At 70.8% G+C, this 16,152-nt stretch carries 12 protein-coding genes; 5 read left to right on the forward strand and 7 right to left on the reverse strand.

Going from position 1 to position 16,152, the window contains the following annotated elements:
- Together C1J00_RS06785 and C1J00_RS06790 are read left to right on the forward strand one after the other, a co-directional pair.
- On the forward strand, positions 1 to 627 hold the full coding sequence (locus C1J00_RS06785) for a TetR/AcrR family transcriptional regulator (protein WP_439333387.1): 627 nt from the start codon (positions 1 to 3) through the stop codon (positions 625 to 627).
- Positions 628 to 660: 33 nt separating this feature from the next.
- Complete coding sequence (locus C1J00_RS06790; RefSeq protein ID WP_102908126.1) at positions 661 to 1,392, forward strand: Mut7-C RNAse domain-containing protein; 732 nt, start codon at positions 661 to 663, stop codon at positions 1,390 to 1,392.
- Positions 1,393 to 1,425: 33 nt separating this feature from the next.
- Here the strand turns inward: C1J00_RS06790 and C1J00_RS06795 are convergent, their stop codons facing one another.
- From C1J00_RS06795 to C1J00_RS06815, 5 genes are all read right to left on the reverse strand, one after another.
- On the reverse strand, positions 1,426 to 3,831 hold the full coding sequence (locus C1J00_RS06795; RefSeq protein ID WP_102908127.1) for a galactose oxidase family protein: 2,406 nt from the start codon (positions 3,829 to 3,831) through the stop codon (positions 1,426 to 1,428).
- Complete coding sequence (locus C1J00_RS06800) at positions 3,828 to 5,021, reverse strand: glycosyltransferase (RefSeq protein WP_102908128.1); 1,194 nt, start codon at positions 5,019 to 5,021, stop codon at positions 3,828 to 3,830. The genes C1J00_RS06795 and C1J00_RS06800 overlap by 4 nt, the downstream gene beginning before the upstream one ends.
- Complete coding sequence (locus C1J00_RS06805; protein ID WP_102908129.1) at positions 5,018 to 6,667, reverse strand: ArnT family glycosyltransferase; 1,650 nt, start codon at positions 6,665 to 6,667, stop codon at positions 5,018 to 5,020. Before C1J00_RS06805 ends, C1J00_RS06800 begins: the two co-directional genes overlap by 4 nt.
- A complete protein-coding gene (locus tag C1J00_RS06810; protein ID WP_102908130.1) occupies positions 6,664 to 7,953 on the reverse strand; it encodes a glycosyltransferase in 1,290 nt (429 codons plus the stop codon). The genes C1J00_RS06805 and C1J00_RS06810 overlap by 4 nt, the downstream gene beginning before the upstream one ends.
- A gap of 146 nt (positions 7,954 to 8,099) precedes the next feature.
- Positions 8,100 to 10,133: a thioredoxin domain-containing protein gene (locus C1J00_RS06815; RefSeq protein WP_180989443.1), complete on the reverse strand. Its 2,034-nt coding sequence runs from the start codon at positions 10,131 to 10,133 to the stop codon at positions 8,100 to 8,102.
- 170 nt (positions 10,134 to 10,303) lie between these two features.
- On the opposite strand from C1J00_RS06815, the gene C1J00_RS06820 reads away from it, so the two are divergent.
- Positions 10,304 to 13,501 (forward strand): ATP-binding protein, encoded by a 3,198-nt coding sequence (locus C1J00_RS06820; RefSeq protein WP_102908132.1) that lies wholly within the window; start codon positions 10,304 to 10,306, stop codon positions 13,499 to 13,501.
- Between the two features lie 96 nt (positions 13,502 to 13,597).
- On the opposite strand, the gene C1J00_RS06825 is transcribed toward C1J00_RS06820, so the two are convergent.
- Both C1J00_RS06825 and mca read right to left on the reverse strand, forming a co-directional pair.
- On the reverse strand, positions 13,598 to 13,888 hold the full coding sequence (locus C1J00_RS06825; protein WP_102908133.1) for a hypothetical protein: 291 nt from the start codon (positions 13,886 to 13,888) through the stop codon (positions 13,598 to 13,600).
- Entirely contained in the window at positions 13,881 to 14,762 is an 882-nt protein-coding gene (mca, locus tag C1J00_RS06830; RefSeq protein ID WP_102908134.1) for a mycothiol conjugate amidase Mca, read from the reverse strand. The genes C1J00_RS06825 and mca overlap by 8 nt, the downstream gene beginning before the upstream one ends.
- Positions 14,763 to 14,909: 147 nt before the next feature.
- On the opposite strand from mca, the gene C1J00_RS06835 reads away from it, so the two are divergent.
- Entirely contained in the window at positions 14,910 to 15,308 is a 399-nt protein-coding gene (locus tag C1J00_RS06835) for a DUF4307 domain-containing protein (RefSeq protein WP_102908135.1), read from the forward strand.
- 178 nt (positions 15,309 to 15,486) lie between these two features.
- Positions 15,487 to 15,984, forward strand: coding sequence for a transcription elongation factor GreA (gene greA / locus C1J00_RS06840; RefSeq protein WP_102908136.1), 498 nt, complete (start codon positions 15,487 to 15,489; stop codon positions 15,982 to 15,984).
- Positions 15,985 to 16,152: the final 168 nt, after the last annotated feature.

The following is a 16,152-nucleotide window of genomic DNA, read 5'->3' on the forward strand; positions in this document are numbered from 1 at the left end:
ATGACGGCCCCACGCACCACCCCCGCCGACCGGCCCCCGCTGGGACTCCGGGAGCGGAAGAAGATCAAGACCCGCCAGGCCATCCGCACCGCGACGTACGCGCTGATCGAGGAGCAGGGCTACGACGCCACGACGATCGAGCAGATCGCGGACCGCGCCGAGGTGTCGCCGTCGACCGTCTTCCGGTACTTCCCGGCCAAGGAGGACATCGTCGTCACCGACGAGTGGGACCCGGTGATCATGGCGGAGTTGCGGGCCCGGCCGCAGGACGAGTCGTGGGCGGACGTCCTGCGGCACGTGATGCGCACGGCGCTCGACCTGAGCCTCGCCGAGGAGCCCGAGGTGATGCGGCTGCGGACCCGGCTCGGGGTCGAGGTCCCGGCCGTGCGCGCCCGCATGATGGAGAGCATGGCGGTGACCGGCCGGCTGCTCCGCGAGGCCCTCGCCGAACGCTCCGGGCTCGATCCCGACAGCCTGGAGCTACGGGTCTTCGCCATGTCGGTGATGGGCGGGCTGATGGAGGTCTCCCGGTACTGGGCGGAAACCGGCCACCGGGACGACATCCGGGACCTCGTCGACCGCGCCCTGGACGTCCTGGAGCACGGCCTGCCGAGCGCGAAACCCTGAGGCCGGTGCTCGTCGCCGTGGCATCCTGACCTGGTGAACGGTCCCGAGATCCACGTCGAGTTCGCCCCCGAGCTGCATGTGTTCGTCCCCAGGGCCCGCCGGGACGGCACCGTGCGGGCCGCCACCGACGGCGCCGCCGGGCTCGGCCATGTCATCGAGTCGCTGGGCGTGCCGCTGACCGAGGTCGGCGCACTGCTCGTCGACGGCCGCGAGGTGCCCGTCTCGCACGTCCCGGCGGCCGGGGAGTCCGTGATCGTACGGACCGTCGCGCGCCCCCAGCGGGTTCCGGGCGCTCCCCTGCGCTTCCTTCTCGACGTGCATCTCGGCACGCTGGCCCGCCGGCTGCGGCTGCTCGGCGTGGACACGGCCTACGAGTCGACCGACATCGGCGACCCCGCGCTGGCCGCCCGTTCGGCGGCGGAGCGGCGGGTCATGCTGAGCCGCGACCGGGGGCTGCTGCGGCGGCGCGAGCTGTGGGCGGGGGCGTTCGTGTACAGCACCCGCCCGGAGGAGCAGCTGCGGGACGTACTGGACCGGTTCGCGCCCGAGTTGCTTCCCTGGACGCGGTGCACCGCCTGCAACGGGCTGCTCCACCAGGCCTCCAAGGAGGAGGTCGCGGACCAGTTGCAGCAGGGCACGCACCGGTCGTACGACGTGTTCGCGCGGTGCTCGGCGTGCGGCCGGGCGTACTGGAAGGGCGCGCACCACGAGCAGCTGGAAGCCATCGTGGCGCGCGCCCTGGCGGAGTCCCGCAGCCGGGGCTAAGGGAAGCCGCCTTAGGCTTCCTTTCAAGGACCCCTAACCCCGCTTCACGTCACCCTTGCCGCAGGCGATGCCGTCCCTGTCGCGGTCCAGGCCCAGCGGGTCGTCCTTGCCGTTGACCTTCAGGCGGCCGTAGTCGTTCTCCTTGAGCCACTCGCAGCGTGCCGCCGCGGTCTTCTTCACCTCCGACGGGAAGTCCGTCGGAACACAGACGTTGATCGAGCCGTAGTGGCGGTCGCAGCCGGAGACCGTGGGGCCGACCTTCTGCGACACCCGCTGCTTGCCGGGGCCCTCGGCCTTGCCCTTCGGCGCGTCGGCGAAGTCGTGGACGTGCGCCGAGGCGTCCGTCGCCTTCAGGGCCTGCGGGCCCTGGAGGTGCACCCACTTCGCCACCGACGGCACCCCGTTCGCGTCGACCGCGAAGAGCATGTACCAGCCGGGCGGGGCCAGGTTGGGGTTGCTCGTCACGTTCAGGTCGACGTTGTCGCCCTCGACGGACAGCGGCAGGTCCACGAACCGCTGGTTCGGGTCCGAGGAGTGCGTGACGGCGGCCGGGCGGATCAGCTGGGCCTTGGCCACGGGCCGGTCGACGGTGATCCGCTGGGTGTCGCCGTAGTTCCACTCGGTGTCGATGACGGAGGTGATCTGCGGGCGCGGGCCCTTGAACAGGTAGGGCGGGCTGTAGACCGACACGTCGTGGTTCCAAGTGCCGTTGCCCGGGTTGTCGCCGGTGGTCATCACACGGCCGTCGGGCAGCAGGAACGCCGAGGAGTGGTAGCCGCGCGCCTCGGGGTCGACGGCCACCGGGTCGAACGTCTCCGACGCCGGGTCGAAGATCGACGTCTCGTAGACGGGGTTGGCGCGGTTGTGCAGTGCGCCGCCCGTCTCCAGTACCTTGCCGTCGGGCAGGAGCACCGCGGAGACGTACATCTTGCCCTGGTTCCCGGTCTGCGGGACGGGCCCGTTGCCGAGGTCGACCGTGCCCTGCGGGATCGGCGGCCCGGCCACGTAGGACGGGTTGGGCTGCTTGAGGTCGATGATGTCGGTCAGGCGGTTCGCCTCCGGGTTGGAGTCGATGTTGCCGCCGCCGAGGGTGAGGACCTTCTGGTCCTGCGCGGGGGGCAGCAGCACGCTGGCCGACTGGTCGCGCTCGTCCTTGTTGCGCAGGCCCGGCACCTGCGTGGTGGTGTTGGCCCCGTAGTCGTAGATCGCCGAGCCGGTGCCGGGGATGTTGTTGCCGAAGACGTGGCTGCCCGAGTAGAAGAGGCGGCCGTCCTGCATGAGGATCATCGACGGGTACAGGCCCCAGTAGGACCAGGTCTGGTTGACCTTCCACAGCGGCTGCCACTGCTGCTCGGCCTCGGAGAACAGCTCGGCGGTGACCGAGCCGGTGGAGTCCTCGCGCAGGCCGCCGAAGGAGATGACGTCGCCGTTGCCGAGGATCGTCGCCGACGGGTACCAGTGGCCGTCGTTCATGTCGTTGGTCTTGGAGTAGGTCTCGGTCTCCGGGTCGAAGACGTACGAGTCCTTGTAGCCCTGGTAGCCGACGCGGCCGTCCGCCGTCGGGTAGCCCTTGTTGCCGGACATCACCAGCACCCGGCCGTCCTGGAGCTGGACGTGGCCGGCGCAGAACATGTCCTTCGGCGTGGGGATGACCTTGTAGGAGCCGTTCGCCGGGTCGTACACGGCCGAGGTGAAGGTGCCGGCCTCGAACATCGACTCGTCGTTGCCGGAGCCCGCGATCAGCAGCACCTTGCCGTTGTGCAGAACGACGGAGTGCATGGAGCGGACCGGGTTCCGCGTGGGCAGCACGTCCCACTTGCCGTTCGCGCACTGCTCGGCGGTGCCGGTGCACTCCGGGGGCAGGACCGGGTCGGGGACCTGGTCCATCGTGTAGTCGTCGGTGGTGGCGGAGCCGGTGCCGTAGACGGAGACGCCCCAGGAGATGCGGTCGGTGCCGGCGGGGACCTCGGGCGTGCGGACGGTGGCCTCGGTCCAGTCGCCGGCCAGGTCCAGCGTCTTGAGGTCGGTCCAGTACTGCCAGCCGGCCGTGGGGTCGTGCCGGAACAGGGTGATCGCGGCGTCCGGGGTCGTCGTCTTGTACCAGAGGCCGAGGTCGTACTGCTTGCCCGGCGTCACCACCGGCGCGCAGTCGGCGGACTCGGTGATCAGCGCCTTGCGGTCGCCCTCCACGCGCCGGGTCAGCTCGACCTTCATGGCCTTGGAGCCGGTGTGCGCGTCGGCCGTGGTGGTGAAGGAGAAGTCGTTGTCGCCCCAGCCGGACTTCTCCCAGCAGTACGGCATGTCGCCGGTGCCGGCGGTCTCGAACCCGGGGTTCTCGATGAGGTTGGCGGCGGAGGCGGACTGGGGTGCGGTCAGGAGCAGGCTCGAGGTGAGGCCCGCCACGGACAGGAGTGCGGTCGTTCTGCGACGAAGGTTCACGCGGCTCTCCTCGCGGTGCGGCTGTCGCTCCCGGGCTTCTCACCGGTCCGGCGGGGCAGGTAGACCAGCGCTTCGGTGGCCGCGAAGCGCAGGACGAACGTCGTCACCAGCGCGAGCGCGGTGGCCGACAGCACGCCCAGGTCGAGCTGGTGCACGAACAGGGCGATCAGCGGGATGCGCAGCACCAGGTCGGCGTTGGCGAGCAGTGCGAACCGTCCCGCCCGGTCCCACCAGTGCCGGTGCCGGCGCCGCTCGCGGAACAGCAGGTGCTCGATGAGCACGAAGTTCCAGGCGACGCCGAGCTGGTTGGCGAGGATCTCCGCCGGTACGTAGTGCAGGCCGGCGCCGGTCAGCGCCCACAGGCCCAGCAGGTTCGGCACGAAGCCGGTCAGCCCGATCAGGCCGAAGCCGACCATGCGCGCGACCGACGAGGCGGCGCGCAGCCCGGCCAGGTGGCGCAGGAAGCGGAAGCCTTCCTGCGCGGTGGACTTGGACTCCCCGGCGAACCGGTCCTGGAAGACGAAGGGCACCTCGGAGACCGTGCGGGGACGGCTGCGGACGGCGAGTTCGAGGAGGATCTTGTAGCCGAGCGGCTGGAGGACCTCGGCCGTGACCGCGCTGCGGCGGATCGCGAAGAAGCCGCTCATCGGGTCGCTGATGCCGTGCAGCCGGCGTGGGAACAACGCCTTGGCCAGCCAGGTGGCCCCGCGCGAGACGGCCACGCGGTAGCTGCCCGCGAGTCCGGCCCGGCTGCCGCCCTTGATGTACCGGGAGGCGACGACCAGTCCGGCGTTGGCCCGCTCGCCGGTGGCGACCAGGTCGGGCACGAGGGCCGGCGGGTGCTGGCAGTCGCCGTCCATGACGACGATCCAGTCGGACGTGGCCGCCTTCAGCCCCTCGACGACCGCGCCGCCGAGCCCGCCCACCGGCTCCTGGCGGTGCAGCACGGTCACCGGGAACGGGCAGTCCCGCGCCGCCTTCTCGATGACCTCGGGCGTGTCGTCGGTGGAGTCGTCCACGAAGACGACCTCACAGGGCAGCCGGGCCGGGACGGTCTCGGTGATCTGGCGCAGCAACTGCCGTACGTTCGCCGACTCGTTGAACGTCGGGACGACGATGGTGACGGCGCCCGGTTCGGGGACTTCGGCGGTCTCGACGACCTCTCCGGGGGCGGTGGACTCCTGGCTCATCGCGCGCCTCCGGCGGTGGTCTGTATCTGGCGGATCTCGATGCGGTCATCGCCGGTGCCGAAAGTGGCGACCGGGTCCGAGTGCTCCATGGCGGCCTTGACGTTGGGCAGGTCGGCCGCATCCCGTCGCACGGTCGGCGAGGCGACGACGTAGTCGAGGTCCTTCCAGCCGCGCGGCATCGTCTTCGTCACCGCCGGGTCGAGGTCGGCCTTGTAGAACCAGATGACGCCGAGCCCGGGCCGGTAGCCCTGGTGCACCAGGTCCAGGAAGAGGGCGTCGTCCACCAGCACCCGGGTGCGTTCCGGGTCCTCGACCTCCGTGGCCAGCCACTTGGAGGCGGCCCTGTAGGGGGCGTTGGCGTCGGTGGTGACGGCCGTGTGCGCGCCGTCGTACCAGCGGGGCACGACGTAGGCGCCGGCGGCCAGGGCGAGCACGGCGGCGAGCGCGTACCGGCCCACACTGACGTAGCGTTTCTCCGCCTCGGAGCGCCAGCGGCTCAGCACCGCGTGGGCGACGGAGGCGGTACCTCCGGCGAGGACCAGTCCGAGGAACGGCAGGGCCTGGATGACGTACATCGCGGGCAGGTAGCCGTTCGGGCGCAGGGCCAGCGCGGCGAAGATCGCCACGGCCAGGGCCGGTCCGGCCAGGGCCCGGGCGGTGACCGACCAGCGCCAGGTGAGGAGCAGGAGCAGGGCGCCCGCGAGACCGCCGAGGGGCAGGACCTTGTCGTAGTAGAGCCACGACTGGAGCACGCCCCAGGAGCCGGAGCCCTGGTCCAGGATGAAGCCCGAACCGGGTCTGGTCATCTGGTACTTGACGCCGTCCCAGAGGGAGACGTGCCCGGCGCCGGGCAGTAACTCGCCCTTGAGCAGGGCGAACAGCGGGTACGAGAAGCCGATCAGGGCGCAGGCCGTGACGGCTCCGGTGATGGCGAACTTGCGGGTGTCCCGGTGGCTGTGGCGCCACATGGTGAGGAACAGGGCGGGCAGGACGACGAGCATCGTCTCCTTGGTGAGGACGGCCGTCGCGGCCGCGATGCCCGCGCCGAAGTGGTGCCACAGGTGGCGGTTCGGGGAGGCGGCCAGGGTGAAGGCCAGCAGCGTCCACATCACCGCGAGGTTGTCGAGGAAGATCTCCCGCTGGAGGACGACCGACAGCGGTGAGAGGCCGAAGAACACCATGCCGAGTGCGGCGGCCCAGCGGGGCAGGGCGAGGCGGCGGCCCAGTACGTAGACGAGGACCGCGCTGATGCCGCTGATCAGCAGCATCGCGGCGCGCATGGTGCCCACCGTCATCGACTCGGGACTGATCAGCGCCGGGATCCAGGTCAGCACGGCGATCTGGATCCAGCCGAGCGGCGGATGGTCGTACCAGTAGGTGTAGTGGGCCAGGCCGTTGCCCTGCTGGACCGACCAGGCCTGGGCGAGATAGGTGCCCTCGTCGTCGCTGAGGGCCGGGTAGTCGCCGATGTTCCAGCCCTGCACGACGAGGATCGCCACGAGGAGGACACCGCACAGGAGCAGGTCCGACCGGGAGGAGCGCAGCCGGCTCGGCGGCTCGGGTCTGCGGTGCGTGCCGGTCCGGGGCGCAGGCCGGCGCTGCGCGGGGACCTTCGAAGCGGTCACCGCGGGAAGGGTGGAGGTCACGCGGGAACGTCCTCTCGGGTCACGGGAGCGTCCTGACGGGGCGTGGCCGGCTCGTCGAGATGCGCGCCGACATGGGTCGTCAGCTCCCAGTCGTTGCGGCCGCGCTGCTCACGCCAGACGGCCCGCACGGCCGCACCGGCGAGCAGGACCTGGTAGAAGGGGCCGCCCACGATCAGCTTCAGGTAGTGCCCGAAGCGGACGCGCAGCCCGTACTGCCTGCCGAAGTCGTGCAGTCCGACGATCTCGAAGACGAAGGTGACCAGCGCGGTGACAGCCGGCAGGAAGGTGATGAAGGCGATGCCGACGGGCACGTCGAGGAACAGCGCGATCGCGACGTTCAGCGGGATGATGACGCCGGTGAAGGCCTGCATGAACGGCGTCATCAGGGTGTAGCGGGCGAGCAACCGCTGCCCGAGGGTGGGCAGTTGCTTCCAGTCCTTCTTCCGGTACACCTGCAAGAACCCCTGGTTCCAGCGGGTGCGCTGCTTAAGCAGGGACATCAGCGAGCCGGGGGTCTCCTCCCGGGTCACCATGTCGGAGTCGTAGGCGACGACGACCTTCTTGCCGACGCTGGACAGGCGCACTCCGAGGTCGCAGTCCTCGGCGAGGCAGTCCGGGTCCCAGCCGTCGGCTTCCCTGAGGACGTCCGTGCGGACGAAGACGGTGTTGCCGCCAAGCGGAATGAAACCTTTCTGCGCGTGCAGGTGGAGCCGCGAGCGGAACCAGAAGAAGTACTCCAGACAGTTGCGCAGGCTGTACCAGCTGGAGTGGAAGTTGATCAGCTGCACTCCGCCCTGCACGACGTCCGCGCCGGTGGTGCGGAAGGCGTGGTCGACGTGCGCGAGGAGCTCGGGGTGGACCTGGTCCTCCGCGTCGAACACGCCGACGACGTCGCCGCGGCAGTGCGGCAGCGCCGTGTTCATGGCCTTCGGCTTGTTCTTCTTCTCGTGGCGGTCGACGACGACCCGGACCCGTGGGTCACGCGCGGCGGCCCGCTCGGCCACCGCGGTGGTCTCCGGGTCGTCGTGCCCGACGATCACGATGATCTCGAAGTCGGTGTGGCTCGACTCCAGCAGCCGCTGGACCGTGTGGTCCAGCACCGCCTGTTCGTGCCGCGCGGGCAGCAGCAGCGAGAAGGAGACGTGCTCGTCCCCGTCCGGACTGCTGAACCGGGTGGAGGCGAGCACTTCCGGCGTGCGCCAGGCGTGCATCTGCCACCACAGTGTGAACGCCGCCATCCAGAACAGGGCCAGTGAAACGACAGCGATGAAGACAGACGTCAGCAAACAGATCCCCCCAGATCCCAGAGCCCCCGGTCGTGACGGTGTGCCGGTGCGGCCCCTCCCGTCACGTCACTGTGCAGAGATTAGGGGGGAACTGTGAAGCCTGGGGGCTGTTCAGATAAAGAGCGTGTTTCCGTTGATACCCAACTTCAGTCGCTCAGCACCGCACGCAACCGTTCAACTTCCGTTGTAGGCGCGTCACATGTGAAGTTACGGCAGACATAGGCCGCCGGTTCACCGCCAACCAGCGGACGGTCGCTGAGCAGCGGGAACTCGTCGCTCTGCGGGGTGCCGACGGCGACGACGGCGCCCGGCGCGGTACCCAGAAGTGCCGTGCGGTGCAAGGACCTTGTGCCCTCGTCGTCGAGCGACGGCCCCACGACCGCCACTTCCCGCGGCCCGTCCAGCACGGCCTCCGCCACGGCCAGCCCCCAGCCGATGAAGCGGGGCACGCGCGGCCCGAGCGCCTTGACCACACCGAGCGCCTTCTCCGCGGCCGTGCGGTGCGGCTCCGAACCGGTGTGCGCGGCGTACCCCAGCAGGGCACCGGCCGCCGCGCTCCAGCCGGACGGCGCGGCGTTGTCGGTCGGGTCCTGCGGACGGCGGATCAACCGCTCGGCGTCGGCCGCGGTGTCGTACAGCGAACCCGACTCCGGGTCGGTGAAACGCGCTAGGACGTGGTCGACGAGGAAGCCGGCGAACTCCAGCCAGACGCCCTCCCCGGTGACGGACGCGAGCGCGAGGAAACCCTCCGCCACATCGGCGTAGTCCTCCAGGACACCCGCGTTGGCACCGGCATGGCCGTCCTTGCTGGTGCGGGTGAGCCGGGCCTGCTCGTCCAGGTGCAGCCGGACGAGCAGGTCGGCCGCGGCGACGGCGGCCTCGACCAGATCGGGCCGGTCGAAGTAGGCGCCCGTCTCGGCGAGCGCGGCGATAGCGAGGCCGTTCCAGGCGGCGACGACCTTGTCGTCCCGGCCGGGCGCCGGCCGCTCCGACCGCGCCGCCAGCAGCCGCTCCCGGACCGAGGCGACCTTCTCCGCGTCGGCCAGCCCGTCCCGCACGGGCAGTTGGAGGACCGACGCGCCCTCCTCGAACGTGCCCTCCTCGGTCACCCCGAAGTGCCGCACGGCGAAGTCCGCGTCCTGCTCGCCGAGGACCTCCCGCAACTGCTCCGGCGTCCACACGTAGTACGCGCCCTCGACGTGCCTGCCGGTGCCGTCGTCGCTGTCGGCGTCCAGCGCGGAGGCGAACCCGCCCTCGTTCGTGCGCAGTTCACGCACCATGAAGTCGGCGGTCTCCAGGGCGACGCGCCGCGCGAGCTCCGAGCCGGTGGCACGCCAGAGATGGGCGTACACCCGGCACAGCAGGGCGTTGTCGTACAGCATCTTCTCGAAGTGCGGCACGACCCAGTCACGGTCGACCGAGTAGCGGGCGAAGCCGCCCCCGAGCTGGTCGTAGATCCCGCCCCGGGCCATGCGCTCGCAGGTGTCCTGCGCCATCTGCAGGGCTCCCTCGGCGCCCGTGCGGGCATGGTGGCGCAGCAGGAACTCCAGCACCATCGACGGCGGGAACTTCGGTGCCCCGCCGAATCCGCCGCGCTGCGGGTCGTACTCCCGGGTCAGCCCGAGCAGCGCCTGTGCGAGCTCCTCCTCACCAGGGGTCTGCGCGTCGCCGTAGGAGATCTCCCGCCCGGCCAGATCCCGGACGATCTTCCCGGCGACCTCGGTCACCTCGTCCCGTCGCTCGTCCCACGCCTGGTGCACACCCTGGAGCACCTGCCGGAAGGACGGCATGCCCTGGCGGGGAGCGGGCGGGAAGTACGTGCCGAAGTAGAAGGGCTCGGCCTCCGGGGTGAGGAAGACGGTCATGGGCCAGCCGCCCTGCCCGGTCGCCGCCTGCACGGCCTCCATGTAGACGGCGTCCACGTCGGGGCGTTCTTCGCGGTCGACCTTCACATTGACGTAGTGCGCGTTGAGGTACTCGGCGGTCTCCTGGTCCTCGAAGGACTCATGAGCCATGACGTGGCACCAGTGACAGCTGCTGTATCCGATGCTGAGCAGGACGGGCACGTTCCGCTTCCGCGCCTCCTCGAAAGCCTCTTCCGTCCAGGGCCACCAGTCGACGGGGTTGTCGGCGTGCTGGAGCAGGTACGGGGACGTCTCATGAGCCAGTCGGTTCGGCATGCCTCCATCCTGCCTCAGGATGGCCGCCGGGCCGCGGAACGCAGCCCCTCGCGCGAGCGAGCAGCCCGTGGGTCACCGGACCGCATCCGTTGATCGTCGCCCCCTCGCGCTCACGCCTCCCACCAAGGACACTCGTAGGCAAAGGAGTTGCCGCCGGAGGGGGACGTGACATGCGGGACGCTCATCGGGCGGAGGCCGAGCGGCTGTTGGCGCGGGCCGTGGAGGAGGAGGTGCGCCGCTCCGGCGGGCGCAGCGACGGGAAGGTGCTGCTCGCGCGGGCGCGCGGGGCGCTCGACACGATGGCGCGGAGCGCGGGTGAGGAGTACGAGGCCTATACGCGCGCCCTGGACGAGGCGGCGGCCGGTCAGCTGACGTTCGGGCAGCGTTACGCCCGGGAGGGGGCCGGGACTCCGCTGCTGGTGGCCGGGGTGGCGGCGGTCGCGGCCGTCGTCGCCGACATGGCACTGGGCACGGGGACCGGGACGGCTCTCGGGGCTGGTGTGACGGTGGGTGTCGTGGGTGCCGCCGCGACGGTGGTGAAGGTGGTCGGGTCGCATGTGCCCGCCGCGCACCGCCGCGCCGGCGCCGTGAGCCAGCCGGGCGGCCCGGAGCAGCTGCGGTTGCAGTGGCTGACGGCGCTGGAGGTGCGGGGCATCCGGCCGTTCCTCGATCAGCAGCGGGTGCTCGCGGCCTCGACCGGGCCGAAGAAGTCCGGGCCCCGGCTGCGGGGTGCGGACAAGAGCGCGGCGGCGCGCGGTCGCAACGTGCTGGAGCAGTCCTTCGGGCAGCTCCCGGAACCGGCGGAGCCGTTCGCGGGGCGGCGGCACGAGCTGGCGCAGATCCGGCAGTGGGTGCAGTCGGCCCGGGCGAGCACGGAGACGCAGCCGACTGTGGTGGTGCTGCACGGCACGCCCGGCAGCGGCCGTACGACGCTCGCGGTGCACGCGACGCACGATCTGAGGGACTACTTCCGCGGCGCCTGTGTCGTAGACCTGCGCGCGGACGGGCCGGGCGAGTCCCCGCTGCCCACCCGTGACGCGCTGCTGCATCTGCTGAACCGGCTCGGCGCTCCCCGCGAGCAGCTGCTGTTCCGCGAGCGCTCCTCCCCGGACCAGCAGGTCAAACGGCTGAGCGAGCTGTATCACCAGCATCTGACGGGCCTGCCGGTCACGGTCGTCCTCGACGACGCCGCAGGCGCGGAGCAGATCCGCGCCCTGATCCCGGAGCGGTCCGACAGCCTGGTTCTGGTGACCGCGCGGGGCCCGCTGGAGCTGGAGGGCCTGCCCGCGCGGGTGCACCAGCTGGCGGTGGCGCCACTGGACGCGGCGGGTGCGGAGGAGCTGCTGGGCGCGGCGGCGCAGGACCGTTCCGGGCCGTACGACGCGGAGTCCTCGGACCGGGTCCGGGAGCTGTGCGGCGGGCTGCCGCTGGCGCTGCGGATCGCGGGCTCGTGCCTCGGTCCGCGCTCGCCGCGCGCGCTGGCGACGGACCTGGACGCGTACGGCCCGGTCGAGCCGGTCGAACGCGCCCTGTGGCTGCGCTACACCGACCAGCCGGAGACCGTACGGCGGTTGCTGCGCCGGCTGGCCCTGGCCGGGCGGGCCTCGCTGGGTGCCGCCGCGGCCGCCGCGCTGCTGGCGACGGACGAGGCGGAGGCGAAGCGTCATCTGCAGGTCCTGACCCGGGCCGGGCTGATCGACCACGTCCGGGGCGACCGCTACCGGCTGCACGACCTGGTGCGTTCCTTCGCCCAGGCCCGTCTGCTCGACGAGGAGGAGCCGGCCGAGCGCACGGCGGCACAGGAACGGCTGATCGTGAACTACGCCGAGCTGGCCGACTCGGTGCTGCGGATGGTCGACGGCAACATGTCGACCCGGACGAACCGTTTCAGCCCCTACGGCTTTCCCTCCCTCGACGAGGCGCTGCGCTGGCTGGACGACGAGTCGAGCTTCATCACGGCGGCGCTGCGGCATGCCGAGGGTGTGGACCAGGCGGCGGTGCTGAACCTGCTGGGCGCCCTGTGCGACTACTGCCTACTGCGGGGCGACCTGTACCGGCTGGGCGAGATCAGCGAACTGGCGCAGGCGGTGGACGAGGGGCTGCTGGTCCGCTCGGTGCAGTGGCGTACGGGCATCGCGGCGCGGCAGCTCGGCGAACTCGACAAGGCCCGTACGACCCTCGCGTCGGTCGTGGACCTCTACCGGGAGGCCCACCACGACGCGGGTGCCGCGCGTGCGCTGTGCTCCCTCGGCATCACGCTGCACCACCAGGGCAATCTGACGGAGGCGTCGGCGAAGCTCCGCGAGGCCCTGGCGCTGCAGGCCTCCCCCGCGCTGGCCACGGACCGGGCGTGGACGATGCACGCCCTGGCGGCGGTGGAGCGGGACCGGGCCCGGGTGGCGGAGGCGCTGGATCTGCTGACCGAGTCCCTGGTGCTGCACCGCGCGGGCGAGTCCGTGCACGGCCAGGCGTGGGCACACTTCCAGCTCGGTCAGCTGGGGCTGCGCATGGGCGACGTCCCCCGGGCCGAGGCGGAGCTGCGGGCGGCCCTGGAGCTGTACGGGCGGACCCGTGACGCCCGTGGCGAGGCGTGGGCCCTGACGCAGCTGGCCCGTGCACTCCTGGTCGCCGGGGACGCGTCCCCGGCGGTGGAGGAGCTGCGCGGGGCGGCGGCCCGGCACCGCGACAACGAGGACGCGCGCGGCGAGGCCTGGACCCTGTACTACCTGGGCCAGGCCCTGGAGGAGACGGGCGATCTCGATCAGGCGGTCCGCGAGCTGGAACGCGCCCGCACGATGTTCTCCCGCATGCGGGACGTCTACGGTCTGGCCTGCGCCCGCCACCACTCGGCCCGCGTCACCCGCGACCAGCGCGCTGCCCAGACGGGCTCGCTGCGCAACTCGGGCTTCGCCCGCCAGCTCCTGGTCGACGCCCGCGCCGACTTCCAGCGCATCGGTGTCGCCCACGGCGAGGCCTGGACGTGCCTGGAACTGGTGGTCGTGGACGCGGGCAACGCGCGCACCCAGCAGGCTCTGGCCCTGTGCGACGAGGCGGTGGAGCTCTTCGCGTCCTACGGCGACCGCCGGGGCGAGGACTGGGCCCGCTTCCTGCGCTGCACGCTCCTGCCCTACGCGGCCCCGGGCGGCATGGAGGTGGGTACGGCGGTGGCCCAGGAGGAGCTGGCGCGGTTGTCCCGCGCGAGCCATGGCCTGCGGGACCGGAAGCTGGACGACTACCTCGACGCGTACCAGTTGCTGCTGGAGCGGGGCGTGACCCTGGAGGCGGGCTGGCAGGCCTGGCGCCTCGGCATGGTCCCGAACCGGCATGCGCGTGAGGTGATGGGGGTGGCGGTCGAGAAGAAGGCGTAGGCGCCGGGGCCCGGGAGGTGGCCCCTCCGGGCTCGCCACGCACCCGTCGGCGGCGAGTGGTGCCGGCCACCGACGGGTGGTGTCCCCCTGGGGACGTCAGCCTTGCTTCTTGGCGCCCTGGCTCGAGGGCTCCGCGTCCGCGGCGTCCGCGTTCCCGTCCGCCGGGGACTGCTCCGGCTGGTCGGCCTTCGGGTCCGGGACCTGTGCGAAGTCGACCCGGTTCATGTGCCGACTCATCGACTTCATCAGGGCCCACACTGCCAGGGCCATCGCCGCGAAGACGATGAAACCGAGGACGCCGGGGGTGACCTTGTCCTCGTCGACCTCCTTGGCGAAGGTGACGAGGTGCGTCATTGCCAGGCTTGCGCTTGCGCTCATATCAGGCATTGTCGCGGATGCCCGCGAAGAGGTCGTCCTCGGGGAGGGACGTATCGACGAGGGCCTTCGCCAGCTCGTACTCCTCCGTCGGCCAGACCTCCTTCTGGATCTCCATCGGAACCTTGAACCAGCCGCCGTCCGGGTCGATCTGCGTGGCGTGGGCGATCAGCGCCTTGTCGCGGATCTCGTAGAACTCGGCGCACGGGATGTGCGTGGTGAGCGTGCGCTGCTTCATCCCGAACTCCTCCCAGCGCTTGAGCCAGTCCCCGTAGGGGGACTCCATGCCCCGGTCGAGCATCGCCTGGTGCAGGGCCTCGGTGCGCGGGCGGTTGAAGCCCTGGTTGTAGTAGAGCTTCTGCGGCTGGTAGGCGGGGCCGTACTCCGCCTCCGGGTACTTCTCGGTGTCCGCTGCCGACTCGAACGCCACCATGGAGATCTTGTGGGTCATGATGTGGTCGGGGTGCGGGTAGCCGCCGTTCTCGTCGTAGGTGGTGATCACCTGGGGGCGGAAGGCGCGGATCTTGCGCACCAGCTCCCCGGCCGCGTGGTCCACGTCCTCCAGGGCGAAGCAGCCCTCCGGCAGGGGCGGCAGCGGGTCGCCCTCGGGCAGGCCCGAGTCGACGAAGCCGAGCCATTCCTGCTTGACGCCCAGGATCTCCCGGGCCTCGTCCATCTCCTTCTTGCGTACCTCGTGGATGTGCTCCTCGATGTACGCGTCACCCTGGAGCTTGGGATTGAGGATGGAGCCGCGTTCCCCGCCCGTGCAGGTCACGACCAGCACGTCCACCCCCTCGGACACGTACTTCGCCATGGTCGCAGCGCCCTTGCTCGACTCGTCGTCGGGGTGGGCGTGAACGGCCATCAGTCGCAACTGGTCAGTCAAGACTCAATCCTCAGTAAGTCGGCGCCCTGTGTGCGTCGGCGCAATCAGCGGCTTCTATAGTGACCGAACCGGGGGGCGAATAATTCCGGGGCCCGGCCCTGGAGCCCCTTCCGGGACCTTCGTCCCGGCGCTGCCAGGAGGACGATCATGAGTACGGCGAGCACGCGACTGCCCGAGGGCCGCTACGGCCGTTCCTCGGACGAGCGCGCCGACCGCAAGCTCAAGGTCGTGGGCACCGTCCTCGCGGTGGCGCTGCTGGGGCTCGTCGGCTGGTTCGGTTACCACTACGTCGCCAAGAGCGAGATCAGCGCCGAGGTGATCAGCTTCGAGCCGGGCAAGAGATCCGTGCAGGTGCACCTGGAGGTCCGCAAGGACGCCGGTGCGAAGGGCTACTGCACCGTGCGCTCGCAGGCCGAGGACGGATCCGAGGTGGGCCGGGCCGACTTCCGCTTCGCCGGGGACGGGACCCGCATCGACAAGGTCGTCACGCTCCGTACGACCTCCCCGGGGACCACGGCCGAGTTGCTGGGCTGCCACACCGGCTGACGCCAACCGGGCATCACCTGGAATACGTAGCGCCTGACCTGCCTTGACGTGAATCTGGTGGCTTATGTCCTCCCCCTTGGGCCCCTGAATTGTTAGGCTCGTGGTTTCGCCCTTCCGTGAAGGAACATTCTTCTGGGTAGGGCGATGCTTTGTATCCCAGTACCTACGAGGAGCACCTGTGACCCAGACCAGCGAGAACGTCACCTGGCTGACCCAGGAGGCGTACAACAAGCTCAAGGCCGAGCTTGAGCACCTTACTGGTCCCGCGCGGGCGGAGATCTCCGCGAAGATCGCCGCTGCGCGTGAAGAGGGCGACCTGCGTGAGAACGGCGGGTACCACGCGGCCAAGGAGGAGCAGGGCAAGCAGGAGCTCCGTGTGCGCCAGCTCACCCAGCTTCTCGAGAACGCCAAGGTGGGCGAGGCGCCCGCGGCGGACGGTGCGGTGGCACCCGGCATGGTCGTCACGATCGCGTTCGACGGTGACGAGGACGACACCCTGACGTTCCTGCTCGCCTCCCGCGAGTACGCGAGCTCCGACATCGAAACGTACTCTCCGCAGTCCCCGCTGGGCACCGGCGTGATCGGCCACAAGGTCGGCGAGGACGCGGAGTACGAGCTGCCGAACGGCAAGAAGGCCCTGGTGAAGATCCTGAAGGCCCAGCCGTACGAGAGCTGATCCGCCGCGATCGGAGCCCTGAACTGCCCCCGGCGCCCTGGGGCGAATTCCAGGGGTCGTAGCAACACAGTGATCAACTGGCTGTCGCCAGGAGCTTAGCGAGACGCTCGGCTGGGGTTTCCCAGCCGAGCGTTTTGCGCGGGCGGCTGTTCAGCTCGGCAGCCACGG

The sequence above is a fragment of the Streptomyces cahuitamycinicus genome (assembly GCF_002891435.1).
Taxonomy (GTDB): domain Bacteria; phylum Actinomycetota; class Actinomycetes; order Streptomycetales; family Streptomycetaceae; genus Streptomyces; species Streptomyces cahuitamycinicus.